15 protein-coding genes are annotated in these 18226 nt (G+C 40.8%); all 15 read right to left on the bottom strand.

Going from position 1 to position 18226, the window contains the following annotated elements; all coding sequences use genetic code 11:
* Positions 1 to 165 precede the first annotated feature (165 nt).
* Complete coding sequence (locus SWOO_RS10370) at positions 166 to 876, bottom strand: class I SAM-dependent methyltransferase (RefSeq protein WP_012324655.1); 711 nt, start codon at positions 874 to 876, stop codon at positions 166 to 168.
* Between the two features lie 45 nt (positions 877 to 921).
* Positions 922 to 1665 carry a DNA alkylation repair protein gene (locus SWOO_RS10365; protein ID WP_041417586.1) on the bottom strand — a complete coding sequence of 248 codons (744 nt, stop codon included), beginning with the start codon at positions 1663 to 1665 and terminating at the stop codon, positions 922 to 924.
* 17 nt (positions 1666 to 1682) lie between these two features.
* On the bottom strand, positions 1683 to 2870 hold the full coding sequence (locus SWOO_RS10360; protein WP_012324653.1) for an ABC transporter permease: 1188 nt from the start codon (positions 2868 to 2870) through the stop codon (positions 1683 to 1685).
* Positions 2870 to 4036 (bottom strand): ABC transporter permease, encoded by a 1167-nt coding sequence (locus SWOO_RS10355; protein ID WP_012324652.1) that lies wholly within the window; start codon positions 4034 to 4036, stop codon positions 2870 to 2872. Before SWOO_RS10355 ends, SWOO_RS10360 begins: the two co-directional genes overlap by 1 nt.
* Positions 4033 to 4710, bottom strand: coding sequence for an ABC transporter ATP-binding protein (locus SWOO_RS10350; RefSeq protein WP_012324651.1), 678 nt, complete (start codon positions 4708 to 4710; stop codon positions 4033 to 4035). Before SWOO_RS10350 ends, SWOO_RS10355 begins: the two co-directional genes overlap by 4 nt.
* A gap of 61 nt (positions 4711 to 4771) precedes the next feature.
* A complete protein-coding gene (locus tag SWOO_RS10345) occupies positions 4772 to 5845 on the bottom strand; it encodes an efflux RND transporter periplasmic adaptor subunit (protein ID WP_012324650.1) in 1074 nt (357 codons plus the stop codon).
* An 83-nt stretch (positions 5846 to 5928) separates the two neighbouring features.
* The gene (locus SWOO_RS10340) at positions 5929 to 7443 is read right to left on the bottom strand and encodes a 4-hydroxyphenylacetate 3-hydroxylase N-terminal domain-containing protein (RefSeq protein ID WP_012324649.1); all 1515 of its coding nucleotides are present in this window, start codon (positions 7441 to 7443) and stop codon (positions 5929 to 5931) included.
* Positions 7440 to 8972: a hypothetical protein gene (locus SWOO_RS10335; protein ID WP_012324648.1), complete on the bottom strand. Its 1533-nt coding sequence runs from the start codon at positions 8970 to 8972 to the stop codon at positions 7440 to 7442. Before SWOO_RS10335 ends, SWOO_RS10340 begins: the two co-directional genes overlap by 4 nt.
* A 29-nt stretch (positions 8973 to 9001) precedes the next feature.
* A complete protein-coding gene (locus tag SWOO_RS10330; RefSeq protein ID WP_041418103.1) occupies positions 9002 to 9247 on the bottom strand; it encodes a ferredoxin in 246 nt (81 codons plus the stop codon).
* On the bottom strand, positions 9240 to 10598 hold the full coding sequence (locus SWOO_RS10325) for a phenylacetate--CoA ligase family protein (RefSeq protein ID WP_012324646.1): 1359 nt from the start codon (positions 10596 to 10598) through the stop codon (positions 9240 to 9242). The genes SWOO_RS10330 and SWOO_RS10325 overlap by 8 nt, the downstream gene beginning before the upstream one ends.
* 48 nt (positions 10599 to 10646) lie before the next feature.
* The gene (locus SWOO_RS10320; RefSeq protein WP_012324645.1) at positions 10647 to 11387 is read right to left on the bottom strand and encodes a hypothetical protein; all 741 of its coding nucleotides are present in this window, start codon (positions 11385 to 11387) and stop codon (positions 10647 to 10649) included.
* A gap of 26 nt (positions 11388 to 11413) precedes the next feature.
* Positions 11414 to 12124: a class I SAM-dependent methyltransferase gene (locus SWOO_RS10315; protein WP_012324644.1), complete on the bottom strand. Its 711-nt coding sequence runs from the start codon at positions 12122 to 12124 to the stop codon at positions 11414 to 11416.
* Positions 12121 to 15288, bottom strand: coding sequence for a molybdopterin-dependent oxidoreductase (locus tag SWOO_RS25930; protein WP_012324643.1), 3168 nt, complete (start codon positions 15286 to 15288; stop codon positions 12121 to 12123). The genes SWOO_RS10315 and SWOO_RS25930 overlap by 4 nt, the downstream gene beginning before the upstream one ends.
* A gap of 37 nt (positions 15289 to 15325) precedes the next feature.
* Positions 15326 to 16612, bottom strand: coding sequence for a TrpB-like pyridoxal phosphate-dependent enzyme (locus SWOO_RS10305; protein ID WP_229377341.1), 1287 nt, complete (start codon positions 16610 to 16612; stop codon positions 15326 to 15328).
* 427 nt (positions 16613 to 17039) lie between these two features.
* Complete coding sequence (locus tag SWOO_RS10300) at positions 17040 to 18035, bottom strand: BtrH N-terminal domain-containing protein (protein WP_012324641.1); 996 nt, start codon at positions 18033 to 18035, stop codon at positions 17040 to 17042.
* Positions 18036 to 18226: the final 191 nt, after the last annotated feature.

Genomic DNA, 18226 nt, shown 5'->3' with positions numbered 1-18226 from the left:
AGTTATAAATTTGCAGAATATAATTTGGATTTTAGCGTGCAAAGATTTAAAAAAACACTAACCTAATGGTTAGGTTTTTAAGTTCAAAAAGAGGAAAATATAAAAAGGTACAGTGCTCAAAAATAAAAGTTGTGCTAAAAGAGCTTCCTAACACACCTCCTTCACTCACATATTTGATACAACATAAACACTCCCCCCCATTCCATAATGAAAGACAAGTCGAACTTCAATTTCTCTCTTCTCAATAAACTCTTTGAATGCCCCAGCAACTCCCCTATTTATATCTCCACAGTAGGAAAAATGGTCATCTAAAATAATGTAAGTTCCCTGTTGAATGGTTGTAGAGCAAAATTCAAATGCTTGAGCAGCACTGCTGAAAGTATCACTATCAATAAATATAATTTTAGACTTATCAATACCATAACTCTTAGGACCTGATGTAAGTGAATCTTGAAAGTAACCCTCAACAAGTTTATATTCTGTATTTTTAGCTACGCGTCGTATCCGCTTTTCTACATATTCAATATTTGAGTTGAAATCAACTTGACTATAAAAGGGGTGGTTTTCATCACTTTCCATACTTCCAAATCCAGAAAATGAATCAAACCCATAAAACTTCATTGCGGTGTGCTCACCACAATACTTTTTTTGCATCTGATGAACACGAATCGAGTGGCAAAAAGAGCTACCAGTAAAAACGCCAAACTCCAAATAATCCCCTTCAATATTTTCTATTGCCGTTAAATAGTGCACCTTTTTAAGAATATGATACTTTTCTAAGTTATGAATAATAGCAGGGTTGATCCAGGCACTAATCAAAGATGCAAAATTTTGTAAAAAATTAAACTTTGTTAGCAAGCTGACAGTATCTGACATAATCGCGTCCTATCTAGGTGTAAAACGGCTCTAAAAGCATCGCTATTACAGCCTCATTATCTCGTCTCTAGTCTCTTTAGGAACTTTCTCTAACGCATATCTAACTGTTGACTTTTGCATGCTAGCAATATTCGTTTTTATATAATTTACAACAGCATCATGATGATGTGGTGTAGTCACTTTTAACAGCCACCCTACACTTTTTTGAACAAATTCATCAGGGTCATGGATATGAAGATCGCAATTTGAAAATACAAGTTCAGGGTTAAGCCTGTACACTTGTTTCCCCATTTTTCGATAAATAAATTTAACCCAAACCACGTTACTCGCACGCCGACACCACGAAACCTCTGATCTCGCCCAGAGTTGAGTTTTCTCAATCAAATGGGGTCTAGCATAGAGATAGTTATAAATGGCTTTAATACATAAATCGTCTACTAACGCCCAATTATTTGCATAGTTTTCTAACCAATATTGAAAGCGAACTAACAAGTTATCATCAAAATGCCTTTTAACTAGTTTCTCTATAAGCCTATATGAAATAAGGATCTCTTCATGAAACTCTGCCCTTTCCAAAATATACTCAGCAAGGGATAAGTACCCTTCTGGTAGCATGGCATCATGCTCCCTAATAAACTCAGCAGATATCTGGTTAATATCTTCAGAAATAGCCCCTATACACACTAATCCATTGGGGAAATAGCGGCGCATAGAAGCCGCTTTCTCTTCCGAACTGACGGCTTGCAACTCCTGTTTTAAATACTGATGAAAATCTCTGTAACTATCCATGCATATATCCATATTTATCAATGATGCTTTCGCATTGTTTCTGCAACCGTCAACTTGGAGACCTGTAATGCGGGTAAGCATCCCCCCAAACTTCCAATAATTAATGCCCACTTAAGACCTTCAAACATCGTCTCCTTTGTCACCGAAAAACTAAAAGCAACTTGAGAGAAGCTGAGCATATTGAATGTCGAGACAGCATAATTATTGAGTATCAGATACACCACCACACAACCTAATAGCCCACCCAACAGTGACAGCAAGGCAGATTCAAAAAACACAGATATAGCGATGGACAATTTACTGTACCCAAGAGCACGCAAGATCCCGAACTCCCGCTTTCTTGATGAAACTGAGCCATACATAGTATTCAAAGAGGCAAATATGGCTCCAATAGCCATAATGAACGCTGTTGAATAGCCAATTGACTTGATAAACACTGACAAACTCTCTGATTGATTAGCATAATAATCATCAGCCTTAAACAGGACTAAATCTAATTCAGGGTCATTTTCAACCAGTGTTTGGATCTGCTCTATAGATGCACCTGCACTTACTGAAAGCTTCCCATGTACAGAGGAGTATGTGTTACCTCTTTGAAATGCGTTTTGCACCATAGTAACATCGGCAATTATCTCAGTCTCATGGATACTTCCTTGGCTATCAAAAATACCAACCACCTTCCAGGAGTTTGTACCTGAGCCAATAAGACTACCCACTTGTAGACCTTCAAACTGCTCAGCAGCTCGCTGACCAACGATAACTTCTCGTTTACCTGTTGTTGGAAGCGTACCTTTAAGTAAATGTATGTGATGTAACTTATAGGCTGACTGATCCACACCACGTAAGGAGACATTTGCATCAGCATCTCTCCCTATCATAGGAACACTAATGGCAACGAGCAGTTGAGAGCTAAATTGTGAAACAGTATTTGCCTTTTCTATACCTGAATGCTGCCGAAGTTTTAGTGCACTTCGGCTAGTGATGTTGCTCACCAGTTCCGTCGTCGCACCTCCTTTTAAAATAACAAATAGATTTGATTGATTAGGTGCTTTTAGCGCATCTTCAAATCCTTGAGCCATAGCAAGTACCGTCACAAGAACAGCCACAACTCCAGCCGAGCCAACAATTGCAACGATTGAAGAGCGCAAGCGAGTCGGCAAACTGATTATATTTATCCAAATAACCTTGATTGTTTGTGAGCTCATTAAACCGTATCTCCTATAATGGCCTTTGCTATTTTCTGCTTAAGCGCGATTCGTGCTGGAGGCAACCCCGATACCACAACGATAATGAGTGCAGTCACAATTGAATAGAGCCATACCTCACTAGGCAGTACGATTGTACTGTTGAAAAGAGATTCCAACGGTTTCTCTATTGAGCTCAGCACTCCTTGTGCTAAGAGTAGGCCTGCCAAAGCTCCTAAAAATACCAAAATCAACGTCTCGACTAACACAAGACAAAATATATTAAAATCCGTATAGCCTAAGGTTTTGAGCACGGCAATAACTTGAGTTCGCTCTCGAACAGATTGTGTAATAGCATTATTTGTGACGAGTATAATGGTAAAAATCACCGCAAAAAGGACAACTTTTATTGCTCCCCCGATATCCCCAATCTGTTTCATTGTGGCTTTAGTATATTCCGCCTCACTAGAGGTTTTAGTTTCTGCCACTGAGTTACTGAATAAGCGATCAACACTACTTGAAACTTTATCATTCTGGCTAGCATCCTCCGACTCAATAATATAGTAACCAACTTGACCTTTACTGTGGGACCGAGCGGCATCAAAATAGTCATAGCGGAGTAAAAAACGACTCGTATCGACAGACGCATCTTTCCCATCATAGATACCCACCAGCTCAAATTCCCATGTACTGCCGCCATTTTTTTTGGGCCAAATATCGGCCTCTATATTGATTTTCTGGCCAATCTTCCAACCATATTTATCAGCAATAGTGCGTCCAGCAACCACTCCAATCCGAGTTGAAAGCCAAAGATTGAGGGCATCAGGTTCAAGTAACATCTCTGGATAAATAGTAAGAAAATCCTGCGGCACAACCGCGAATTTAGGAAAGAAGTTCTTTGGAGAGATATATTGCCCTCCAAACCAAGTGGCGTGAGTAACAGACCTTACTCCATCAAGAGCCGCAATCTTATTTCCGTAGTCGACAGGTAACATTTGAATTAGAGATGTTTTATGGGTACTGATGACTCTTTGCGCACCCGCTATATTTACCGTTCCATTGAAATATGAACTGATAGAAAATAGCAGCCCAAACAGTAAAAAGGTGACTAGGATAGAGAAAAAAGTGAGTAAAGTCCTTATCTTAGTATTGAGTAACTGAGCAATAACGAGTCTGATAATCATCATACTGTATCCTCAATGTATCCCTTATCCATATACAATATTCTGTCAGCATAACTCGCAGCTTTTGGATCATGAGTGACCATGATGATTGATTTACCAATACTCGTATTGAGTGTTTTTAAAAGCCCTAAAACCTTGTCGGCCATCTCACGGTCTAAGTCACCCGTGGGCTCATCACAGATCAATATACTGGCATTAGAGACAAGTGCTCGAGCTATCGCTATTCGTTGTTGCTGCCCTCCAGATAACTGCGTTGGTTTATGCTTGGCGCGATCGGCGAGACCAACTAACTCCAAAGCAGCTGCAACACGTTTTTTTTGCTCTTTTCGACTCAGCTTAGTCTTATAAAGGGGTAACCGAACATTCTCTTCTGCAGAGAGAACAGGAATGAGATTATATGATTGAAAAACGATCCCGACATTATCACCACGCCACTTTGTCAGTTCACTATCAGAGCACTCATCAAGCCGTTTTCCCGCGACTAATACCTCCCCCGAATCAGATTTATCAATACCACCAATCACATTTAGTAATGTTGACTTACCAGAACCAGAGGGGCCCATCAAAGCAACAAACTCCCCTTGCTCAATATTGAGTTCAATATCGTGCAGTACTGGGATCTCTTGCTTTTTGAGTTTATAGGATTTACTCAAACCATTGATTGTAATTGCACTCATTATATTGCTTACCTCTCTAGATAATACTCACCCCTAGATGACGATTTCATTGCGATACCATTTATGCCGCAACATCACTCAACTTACTGGTAAGGTGACCTTGTTCTTCCTCTTCATCCGGAGGGAAAAAAGAGACTTCCACCCCCATCTCAGGCAATATTCGAGGGTCATTTTTAATGATATTTAACCAAACCTTTACCGTGGATTTATCTTTATTCGCAGTTGGAACGATTAACGCTACCTCTATATCTACAGGCAAATCTGGATAAGCATTTAATTTCGCCAACGCTCTCTGCCCCACTGCTACGCGGCTGATATATTGCTCACTCACTTCGACTTCTACATGCAAGGAGTTCATGTCAACAATGGTACAAATTCCTGATTGCTCATCGGTGCCAAACGTTGTTAATGATGAAATAACTTCACCAGCTTGAGCCATCACATCCACAACAACGCCCTGCATTGGTGAATACACCTTATATTCCAAAAGCCTTCTCAACTGGGTGTTAATGTTTTCTTTAGCAATTTCCAACTCACGACTTGCAACAGCAACTCTGGCTTCTAATATGTTTGCTTTGGTCTTCATCTCATCAAGCTCAGCAACACTGCCATTACCGCTATCAAATAGACGCTGTATTCTGCGTAAGCTGACTTGATGTCCCGTATATTCAGCTTCACTCTCTTTCAATCTAGCAAGCCCATAACTGTATTGAGATTCAAGCATTTTAAGCTCTGTCTGAGGGATAGAATCATCAAAGGTGGCCAATAGTTCTCCCTGTTTAACTCGCATCCCCTCCTCAATCATGATGCTATTTAATCGTCCTGATACATTTGAAGAGACCGTCATCATTTTTTTGGCCATAATATAGCCGGAAGCCTGCAGCACAACGGTCTCTGTAACTGGTGATGAAACCTGAGCATCAATGATACTCTCCCCCTCAACAGCTCCCTGAGGCGTAATGGGATACTCTTCACTTTTATCCCCCTCGACAGCCAGCTTACTTATCGAAAAGATAATACTTACAACGATTAAGGCAGTAATAGATAACGACTTTAATGTGATAAACTTATTTGATGTAGTATCAACGTCATCACTTGCATCAAGTTGTTTAATCAAGTCTTCTCTACTAGCCATTTAAAATTCCCGTAGTCCTATCCCGACCCAATATTTGGTACATTAAACTGACCCGAAATATCTCTACACCTTGCAGGGCATATTTATTTCAGCTCCTTAATAAGATCTTTTATCTCCTCTTCACAGTTATTCAAATCAGGATAACTTTTACACAGAGCCATTCTCGTTCTCACGATATCGCCACGATTCCATATTTCATAAAGCTCTTGACGAGCACCGAATCGATCACCGATAAGCTCAAATGCCAACCTAAATAGATCTGTCTTAAAGTCCACATCAACCCCCTTACCTTTCATGTACTTTTCAAGATAGGGACGTAGTTCAGGATTAGCTAAATCCTTGGCACTTGGCTGCATAATGATGCCCGAGCCTCCTATATCCCTTAGTATTTCATTGATTCTAGGAGCGATTTGAGAGGCGAAGGAGTCTAACGCTAGCGTTGAGCCTGGTGCTATATTTCCAGCGCTGGAGATTCTTGTTTCAGAGTCGATTCCAACCAGACAACTACGTACTAACTCCACATAGGAGGTGAGCTCACCGACCCGATTCATAATTTCACGAAATCCATCTACACCGATGGATTTAGCAACCAAAGATGTCACACCAAGAAATGTTCGTAGCCTGTGATAGAAACGGATTTGACCAACATATAAAGACCACTTATTTAATTCATGAAAGCCTTTGGCTGCCACTTCGGTATTTTCCAGTAAAAAGACTCTATTCATCGGAATAAAGACATGGTCAAAGAACAGCATCGAATCTTGTTCATCATATGATTGCGAGAAAGCGTGTCTAAACCCATTACTTGTGCCAACGTGTGATTCTCGACATAAAAACTTCAAACCTGGAGCATTCATTGGAACACTAAACCAAGCAACGAATTCAGGCGACTCGCGCATATAAAAAGCAGGAGAGAGATAGATCAAAGCTTCATGACAGTAAGGTGCCAAAGTTGCGAGTTGCTTAGCTCCATGAACGACAATTCCCTCTTTCGTCCTTTTAACCACTCTCAAAGCATGATCTGGATTTTCAACAGGACTAGCTGAACGGTCAATTTGTGGATCTCCCAACGCATGGGTCAAACAGATGTCATGTTCTCTACAATAGTGGTAATAATCCTCTGCATTTTTCTCAAACTGAGGATCAACCTTTCCTAACTCATGACGAAAGTCATACAACCCCACCACTACATTGGCCATAAAGTCGGGAACTCGTGGCAGCTGTCCATAACTTAATTGCATCCACTTATGGCTATTACGCCACTTTTTATCAAGCTCTTCACGAGTAGAAGGTACTATGTAAGAGGCACTTACCTGCAAACTTCCATCATCTAGTTCAGTCAACATATCAGCACTATTGTTCTCAAGCCTCTGCTTATCATAAAGCTCAGCTAGAGCCATAAGCAGCCCCTGAAACGAAGGGTGGCGAGTCACATCTATGACCTCTCCGTCATACCAAACTTGTCTGCCATCTTTGAGGCTTTCGATATATCGAGCACCAGTCCAAGCACCTTTAGCGGCTGAACGACATAACTGAAGTTTGTAATCTAGAGTACAAAAATCATCCATAGCTTCTAATTTGGGAATTGTTTTATTCATGGTTTTCTCACAGGGTGGCTAGACCTGAATGGACAGACATCTTTTTTCTGAACTTCAGGAAACACTTCACGAGTAACATGTCCAGTTAGTTCAATTAACTGACTATCAAGTGACATATCAGCAAGGTGATGTGCCGTTAATAGAGCATCTTGCTCCTGACTGGTAAGCTTTAAATTCATCGCTTCATAAAACAGCTTCAATGAAGGGAATGTATTCGATGCATCTCGCATTTTCTTCACCATATCAAGCCCGTCAGGGATACCAATCATAGATTTGGTTCCCCCGCTACCCAGGCAATTTCTTGGCATATTCAAGTGCTCATGTCGCCATTTTTGAAATGATTGATGTAATTGAATAGCGGTATTGATTAGTGCATAACTTTCACCATTGCTACTGTCACTGTGGCGAGCTAGACATATCTCATTCAACTTACTCTCTAAAGAACCTCCGCCTTTTGTGATCCACAGCTCAAGCTCTTTCCAAAAGCTACAAAATAGATCCCTGAACATATGTTGCCGAATAGCCAGTGAGTGCATTCCACTAGCCGGTCCTAAGTTTTCTCGTAAATAGTGATATTCACCCGTTGCTAAGCAATCAACCATAACGGTTTGTGCTTTAACGAGAGGCTCCATCAATTTGACACTCATTGATAGCTGCTCTTGAGCCAACGAGAGCTCTTCAGATCTTACATACAGTATCGCTCTCTCTGTATGATCATTGACTTCAGCACTAAGAATTTCAGGAATTTGATGGAGTGCAACAAACATTGGATAGTAGGTTTCCGCTTCTAAATTCGCGGTATCGATAGCTGTTTTTAGAAGCTCTGTGGCAACTAGCTCATTATAGGGAGGTAAACCTGGCTCAACCATGACGTCAGTTAAATCCGACTCCCACTTCACAGCATCATGAACCAAGATGCGTAAACTGTGCACAATGGAGTAAACAACATCTTCATGGCTAGTTAAACCAATAGTATTTAGAAGGTTATTTTTTTCTGTTTTTGATAGGAACTTGGCCTCAAATATTGATTCAAATTCAGAGACAACAAACACATACTCCTTGAGTGTGGGAGAATCCTTAATACTGAACCTAGCAGTACGTTGCACACATTGAGCGGGAAAGTAGGTTTGAATATTAAATGCTGCAGAACCTAAACTCTCAAGTAACTGATGAAAGCCTCGGCTCCATTTCACATACTTCATCGCGCTATTTATATCATCTTGAGCTATCTTACAGCTTGCTAATCTAGTTAGTCTTATCAGATTCTGAAGTGCGACCTCTGCGGATTGAAAAATAGCTTTAATTGTTGAGTTGTAAGACCCTAAAGGCAGTTGATAGTAATTTTTTGCTTGTTGAATAACAGATATATTATGAAGTTCATCATAGCTTTCCGCTATTTTTCCCAGAGCATTTCGAAGCTCTTTTTCAGAGTTATGAGTTAATTCCGCAGTTGAATTTTCAACTGGGCAGGCAGACTTTCCAGTGTCAGTGATATCACCATTGTCTGATGTTTGGGATCTAGTTTCCATGATACTCCTACTCATTTTAACTAATGGAATTATTCAATCTCATCGTTAAAAATATCTATACTTTCTGTTGGGCAATACTCAAGTGCTTCAATAACTTGAGCTTCTTCTTCAGCATTTTCTGGTTGCTTTATTACATAGTGGTACTCTTCATCTTCGTTACAGGCAAAGTTCTTCGGAGCAATATCCGCACATAATTGGCAATCGATACATAGGTTCTTAACGAAGTATTTGCCAGGTACATTTTCTGGATATATTTCAAAATCATCATCACTCATTGGCATCTTCATCATCTAACAAAAAGTTATTCATCGTTGGTTTTGCGGCAGTTCTTAAAGCGTGTACAAACTTCTCTTTTGCTATCGATGTAAACTCAACAGAGACCTCGAATCGTCGAAGAATCTCATGCGCGATATTGCTATGAACAGTATCCAGAATGTTGTTGGAAGTTAGCCCTATCAACAATTTGTCACTCTTTGCTTTAAAGCTGAAATAGTATGGTGACGAAGGCAGATGCATCATGATTGCATCTTCTAATTGCAACTGACTGATAGGCTTACTACCAACCATAATCAAATCAGTTGTACGCCCCATATGATTTAACACTCTAAATGGGCTACCACATCGGCATGGCAAGTCATCAATCGTACAAAAATCTCCTGTCCGATAACGTATTAGTGGCATCGCTTCTGAACTGAGTGATGTCACCACTAACTCCCCTTTTTCACCTCGTTCCTGCAAAGAGCCAGTTGTCGGATTAATTACTTCGAAATAGTTACGGTTTTCAATCAAGTGAAGTCTGTTTTCAGTACAGAACATGGCCAAAGTATTTGTTTCCGTCATGCCATACATGGCATACACTTTTGCCCCCCATGTTTCCTCTAACAATCGACGCTTCGCTTTTGATGCCCCTTCACCAGCAAACAGTATTTTGTCTACCTTTAACTCAGACTTGGGACATATCCCTTGCTCCTTGGCAACATCAGCTAAATAGAGAGCTCGCGTTCCTGAACAGATAAGTGTTGTAACCCCAGCAGTTTTTAATATATTGACCATCCGCTCAGGCGGGCAAAACTTCGTTAATGCTCCCAGTGCAACAACAGAGCAATTTAATAACTCTATTGAACGATCTAAATCTTGCCCAATACCTGCTAGTTCGTAGGGAACAGCAAGCGCCACACAGTCTTTAGAAGTCAGAACCGAAGAGAGAAAGTGGGCCACAGTATTGTTATTAGTAAGCCAATCTTTTTGGGTAAAATATGCTGATATGGGTTTGCCATTAGATGTACCAGAGCTCTCATTAAAGCGAACTACTTGCTCCTTTGGCACTGATAATAGCCCTAATGGATATTGATTCATCAAATCATCCCGGGTAGTAAATGGCAGTTTAGAAAAACGGGTCAAATCACCATTTATAAACTCTTGAGCCAGTTGCTTGGGAATATGGTTTTGATAAAAAGGCGAGTGCAAACATGCATGTTTGACGTTATTCAACAGCGCCAGTTCCTGCCACAACTTGAACTCATCACGACTTAAACTGAGCGTGCTCATTACATCATTCGAAATCTCAATTCGACGTTTTAATACTGCAGAGAGCTTATTGATCGTTATACCAACTTGGTCACTCATAGGTAATTGCCTTCAAGCTTTCGAAAAATGAAAAAAAACATCACGTAGTTAAACTGTCTCACCCTGTCCTCCATCTTCTATTGGTAGTTGATGAACCAACTCAATAACTCTATTGCTTTGATTATTCCTAACATGCCCATAGGTATGACCCATCTCATCTTGCTCGGTATACGCGATGACTTGAAGATGATTCTCAATGCGCTCTAAACCTTCAATAAGTGGTTTGACCGCTTCCATTTGAGTAACTTCAAAGGCTAAGTGAGACATCAAATCAACCCTCTCCTTTGAACTCTTATCACGCCATTGGCCAAAGCGATGGCAACAGAATAGCTCGATAACAAAATCATCCTTAAAGACCAAGGAGTACCACCACCCTTGGGTTCCATATTGTTTAGGAGAGATATATGAGGGCCCCATAAGGACTGATGTGATCTCCTCCCCACACTTAGCTTTATTTTGCAAAAAGGAGTACCACTGCAGAACTTGTTCATTGGTGTCATAATCCCCAAGATAAAAAGCAATATGGTTAATCCCATTTATTACCGAAAAATCACACTTAGGTAGGGCGTCATTGCCGCAGAACTCTGTGAGATATCCAATGACATCAGTCTGCTTTAACAATTTCATTTTATTGACAATCTGCAGCCATGCATCTTCAAATATGTAGCCACCAAGGAAAGGTAATTCAACTGATTGACCAATGGTTCCTATATACAAATTGGTGTCTAAAGGGCACTGTGACTTACAAGGTATATCCCCATTATCGGCACCCAAAGTTGAATTAAGCATCACACCGTCCCCTCGTTAACTTACCGTTACAGCTTGTTCTTACTTGAATTTTTACTGTGACTCTTTTGGCCTGACACACATAAAGCCAAAGGCACGTTTTGAATTTTCGCGCCTTCGAGTACCGAACCAGAAAGCATCTTAATGAGCTCATCACGGGTATATGAAGCCTTAACGGAACTCATAAACCCCTTTCGCATATCAGTCGCAATATTCATGCGCATAAAAGAGATCTCCTGCCTGTCAAGATCGCGCCTTAGATCAATGACGCAGTAACGTCCTCCAGGTCGAATGACTCTATCTATCTCTTTAAACACTTCCATGGGCATATTCCATTCATGCAGTGATCCATAGCTAATAACATGGTTAAAACTCTCGTCCTCAAACGGCATTTTCAATGCATCACCCACCTGATATGTGGTGCTTGCTTCAAGGCCATATTCAACGCTATTTCGTCGTGCTACGTTGACCATATCAGCAGCAATATCTAAGCCCGTTACGTGCCCTTTTCTACCCACCATCTTTAGCCATTCAAGCCCTAAGTAGCCAGGTCCCATCCCGACCTCTAATATCTCACCACTCACAACACCTTCATTGATAAGTAACTCCACCTTGTCGTTTAACCATCCATGATCACGAATATCTCTTTGCATCAAGTTATACTGCTCAGCGATATACTCCCCCTGCTGTCCATTGTCTGTCTCAGGGACTCTCGATTCATTGCTCATCAATTGCGTCATAGTGTGTTCACCGATGCTAAAGAACCATTGAGCTCCGATTGAGGCAATGTCTGCTCAACCTTACTCAATGCCACTCTAAAACCACGTAGATTATTGCTTCCCATCTGTCCGTTTACCGCTCCACCATGAGTCAGAGCGTTGACAGATGAACATAATGCTTGCTCAATTGAGGTCTGATTCGGGTACCACCAACACGCATCAACATAGACAACATTCTTTGCCACCTTTTTAGTTAGGTTTACACTGAATATGACCCCATCTAAGTTTTCTGGGGTATACACCTTTACCGTGTCTCCTTGAAAGAGACCTTCCGCTTTTGCAGCATCCACATGCATCGAAATTAACGCGTGCTCTTGATGTTTGGCCAAGCTCTGAAGTTGATGATATTCACTGTTATAGAAGTACCGAGAATGGGCGCTGGTCAGAATATAGGGGTATGCATTGACCATTTGAGGAGTGACATCGACTTGTTGGTACTCGGGAAGAGCTGAGTATCCCATCTGTTTCAAACCATGATGGAATAGATTAACTTTGCCACTTTTTGTCGCGAAGCCTCCCTGCTCATATTTGCGATACTTTTTGCTATTGAGCATCACCCCTTTATCTGAAAAAGAGGCCCAATCAAGAGATAAATTAGCGAGTTTATGATCCAATGCCTGCCCAAGTGTTGGCCAAAAATGCTCAGACACTTCCAGTCGCTCAGCTAAGGCTAAAATAATCTCCTCATCAGACTTGCATTCAGCAACTTGTGCCAATTTTCTTCGAGGTGCGATATAAGCATTAAACTCAACAACTTGATCTCTCTCTAACCAACTGGAAACGGGTAAAATAATGTCAGCCATTTGCGCTGTCGGTGTCATAAACATGTCACATACAACAAGGAAACCAAGCTCCTCTAATGCTTTGTGAACATCTTTCTGATTTGCATAAGAAGTTAATAAATTACTTCCAAATACGATTAAACACTCTGTCTTATAGGGTTCAGCAGTCAAGATAGAGCGCCACAATGCATCCGCAGTTGCCCAGCCGCTCATAGCTAAAATACGATGTTGATCGCTCCCTAATCGATCCCCAGCATTTTCTTCAGGTAATAGATCCGCCCTAGGAAATGAGCGACGACCATCAACATCCATAGGCTCCCAGATCACATCCCCTCCCTCTTTATCAAGGAAGCCACATAGTGCAGACAGCATATAGATAGAGCGAAGCGTATCGAATGAATTGCTGTTCTGAGAAACACCTGTGCCCGTTTCAATCGTCGCCCTAAGAGAGGAGGAGTAAAGTCGTGTTGCCCTGTAGATATCAGCGACTAACAGTCCTGTTTCTTCCGCTAATTCATTAATATCGTGATTTGCAAGTTTGTCAGCGAGCTCTTCAAAACCAAGGGTATAGTCACTCACAAACTCATCATCAAACCATCTCTCTTCGATAATAAGCTTCATCATGGCTAACGCCAAAGCCCCATCGGTACCGGGTTTAATCTGCAGCCAGATCTCTGCTTGTTTAGCCGCAATGGTTTCATAAGGGTCAACAACAATAAGCTGCGCCCCCTGCTTCATCGCTTTCGCAAGTTTAATACCGATGACACCATCAGAGTGGGTTTGTAATTTATTACTCCCCCATACAAGAACAGTATTGGGCTGGCCGTCATAGTCAGAAAATGTGAAGCCACCAAAAGTTAAAATAGACGACATAACCCTTGGATAGAAGCAGACATGAGCAGGACCAACGACATTAGGCGTGCCTATTGCGTTAGCCAGCCTAAATACCCACTCCTGATAATTTCTATCTGTCCCTTGAGCAAATGAAATGGCTTTTGAACCAGATTGAGCTTTCACTTGCGATACTTTCGTCGCAATCTCATCTAGCGCTTCCTCCCAAGATATTCTTTCAAAAGTCACAAGACCATTTTTAACCACTCTTTTCTGTGGAAACATTAATCTATCTGGGTGGTTAACTAGCTCAATTGATGCTTTTCCTTTGGCACAAAAATACCCTTCACTGATAGGGTTGGATGAGTCCCCTCGGATTGCTTTGGGTATACCATTTTCCATGGTAACAATTGCACCGCATCCACCATGGCACATTCTACAAATTGTTTTCTCATCCTTGATGGGTGATACCGCGACCCTAGTTGGTGTATTTTCAACATTTATGAGCTGTAACATTGCTTCATGCTCTAAATTGGCCACCTCATAGAAACTTTGACTGGCTTTCATTAAATCAGCTTCTATTCCACTATTTGAAAATGCCAAGAGATGATCAATTGTTGAATCCCACTGAGCGACGATCAATTCAAATATTGAGTCAGAGTTCTTAATGATGCTACAGTCTAAATAGTCTATGCACTCAGATAAAAATGCTTTATATATCAGACGGAAATTCGCACCACCAGTGCCTGCAAATCTAAGAAAGTTACCTACCGAAGCGACTGATTCTTGAGGGTTATCGAAATGTTGATGCCAGTTCGATATCTCTTTCGCTGTTGTATGTAAGCCTTGAATACCACACAGCGGCCCCCTTTCTTGTAAGAGGTTAGTCGCCACATTCTTAATCGCTTGAGTTAACACTTGGGTAGTTTGAGAGGAGATCACTCCTTCGCTAAATTGAAGAGATAAGTCAGATAGTGAGGCTAAATGTATGGATAGATTTCGAGAAGGCATAAACCCTTTCTGGGAGTCTCTAGCATGAGATAGTGACTCTATTGGTAACTGATTTGCCCCTCCTTGCTGGCACGTATCGACAACATAAGCACGCTCTTTTTCGAGACCATATAACGACAAGTAGTGGGCAGCAAAATGACGGTTAGATGTAAAGTAATCTAAGTAATAGATATCTACTTTTAATCCAGGTACTTGCCCATCATTTAATATTGACTCAATATGTTTAAGTGCAACCGAAGGAGACTCTGTGACTGTCTCATTAAAATCTAGCTCTAAGTGTTTGGAAAGGTTATGAGTAATTCGGCCGGGCTCAACTCTTCCCGAAAGTATAGGAGGAATAGCCGTTGGCTGTTGAGAGACCCAATGCTGAAAGTCTAGCCCCTCTCCTAATCCAAATAACATAGCTTCAGAGAGGTGCGCACCTTCATGAGCCAACATATTTCGAATCGTTGTTGTTTCACAATGCTGGCCACTTTGGGGTGTGAAGTTCAAAAGTTTCATATAAATACTTAACCTAATAACCCTTTCATTATCTATATCAATTATTTAATACATCGTTGTAACCTTGCAGATCCAAAAAACCATTACCGCTAGCTAAAAACACAATCACAGATTCTTTGTTTTCTATGCGTGCTTTTTCCGCAAGATCGATGGCAGCAGCAACCGCATGGGAAGACTCAGGCGCGACTAATATTCCCTCTGTTTTCAGCATTATTTGGCCCGCTTTAAAGGCATTAAATTCATCTAATGCCTCCGCGCGAAGAATACCTTCTCGACAGAGTAGACTGACTAAGGGGGAGCTATTGTGATTTCGTAAACCGCCCACATGAACTGGAGCAGGTATGTAACTCTCTCCCATGGAGTGACTCAGCACTTCTGGCGTATAACCAGCAACATCAGAGCGACAGTACTCATAGGTTCCTTGGGTTAATCGTGGGGAGGCAGTTGACTCCACACCCAACATATCAATTTTGGCTCCACTGTTCTTCTCAGGCAGAAATGGCATCATAAAGCCGCATAAATTACTCCCGCCACTGACACAAGCTACAAGATGATCCACATTAGATTCACCAGCCATCGATAGCTGCTGCTTAACCTCTAAACCAAGCAAGGTTTGATGTAAGTGCACATGATTTACATTGCTTCCAGATAAATAAGCAGATCCCGGCGTGTCTAAAGCATTCTCAATAGCCTCACTAATCGCGCTACCAATACTTCCAGGGTGACCTGGAGTTTGGAGTAGAAGTTCTTTACCACACTCTGTTTTAGTTGACGGTGAAGGATATACTTCACATCCAAGCATTTTCATATAATGTTGCCGATACGGTTTTTGCTCTAATGAACACCTAGCCATAAATATTCGAGCATCAAGGCCAAACATCTGACTCACCAAAGCAACACTCATCCCCCATTGTCCTGCACCGGTTTCCGATATAAGAATCTCTCTACCTTCTTGTTTCGCATAGTATGCTTGTGCAACTGCAGTGGAGAGTTTAAAACTCCCTGTCGCCATGGTGTCTTCCCGCTTAAAGTAGATTCTTGCAGGCGTCTTAAGGTGTTTCTCTAGACTCAATGCTCTGCGCAATGGTGTCGGTCGACCACACATGATCAACTTATTTATCACCTCTTCGGGAATATCTATCCAATTCTCTTTTGGCGCGTTTTGCTCAAGTAATATTTTAGGGCGAATTAACTGGCTAATCTCCAGAGTTGAACGCTTCCCATTGTCCCTTACTGGAGGTAATGGTTTAGGTAGGTGGGGGAAGAAATTAAACCACTGAGTGGGCATATCTTCTAAAGAGAGTTGGTAATCTAATTTATTCACATTATTTGACCTGAGCTTATCCTTCAATTGATCCATTCTTTCGCATGTATGCAGATGCAAAAGCGCATATCCTTCTACTCATAAATATATGCCGTAACTTTGGCAGTGATTAATCAATGTGATTGAACTTAATAACCATCATAGAGGGAATATTATTAATTCAAACTCCCCACCCGGGTAGTTAGATTAATTTTATTAAGATTAAAATAGATGAAAACCAGAAAAACATAAGGTTAAAGAAACAGCTAGCAGATATGACATCAAATAAGCAATAACATATAAAGGAATATAAACCAGACAAAAATATAGATGGTAGTAATAATGATATAGTGAAGCATTAAACTAACGAGATAACGAGGTTTTCAAAGAAAAGCAGCAGATGAGGCCCTCGCCAGTAAATCACAACCTGGCGACTAATATTAACAGATCACATTTTATTAATGACTAAGGAGTGAAGATCCTTCATAGCACTCTTCTCATCCTCAGCAATACGTAACAGAATACTTGATGCTTCTAACAGCAACCTTTTATCCAATAATTCTGCAGTATTTTCTAATAAGTTGGAAACTTGACTCCACGCTTCTCCAATTTCAAAAAATCTTGCACTAATATCATCAAGACCTGGATGAGTAATGATCTGAGAACACTCTTGTAGGTAGGTCGCCCAGAGTTTACGAAATAACCCCCCTCCCGTTCCAGCGTGTTCCATTATATAGGCAATTGAAGCTAAGTTCTCTTTTGGATTTTCAAGGGTTGTTAACCAGTCCTTCATAACTTCACTTGTTTTGCATATCCCTTTAAAAGACATATTTTTAATCGGAGGGTTCAGGTAAGACTCACTATTTTGAGTAATAGCTTTCGGAATGACCTCTTCGAGATCAAACTTAATGTCGTGTTCTGCCAACGTATAAGATAGACTTTTTGAAGACATGGGCCCTTTGAAACTTCTCGCCTTCGAGAGGCTATCTCGACTTGTAGAGTAGCGCTCTTCACTCCCCATACTATCGATCAAATACACCCTCTCATTATCATATCCATAGCAGGTCAGATAATGTGATGGGAAGTGAAAAGTCTCACTACAATACTCAAGAAAGTAACTGTCTAACTTAAGGCCGACTAAGTTTCCCGCATCGATTTCACTGACTAGATTTTGCCAAGCTTTATCGATTGAACCGGTCTCTTTTCTTATAATGGTAATATCCAAATTTTCAGAGAAAAACTCAGTCAACTTATCTGGTTTAACTCTTCCACCGATAAATGGATAAGGCATCAATTTAGATTTCCAATATATATAATCTAAGCCTCTACCAAGCCCAAACACCATAGCCTCACTTATATCAATCCCTCTTTGACTGAGTAAATTTACCATTGTGGTTGATTCACAATGCACTCCACTAAAAGCGGAAACATCTAACATCGTCATTATTATTCCTTAATTATAACATTATAATTGGTTAGACCTAATTCGTCATACCAAGGAGAATCAGTAGTAAGGTAAATTTAATACCATTATATAACTTGCTAAGATATCACAAAGCGATTAATAACCACATCGTTAAACAATGCAATAAAAATAGAAAGGTGCCACACCATTATAAATGTAGAACCCCTGTA

It is taken from the genome of Shewanella woodyi ATCC 51908 (assembly GCF_000019525.1).
Classification (GTDB): Bacteria; Pseudomonadota; Gammaproteobacteria; order Enterobacterales; family Shewanellaceae; genus Shewanella; species Shewanella woodyi.
This window is presented reverse-complemented; position numbering and strand designations above follow the sequence as displayed.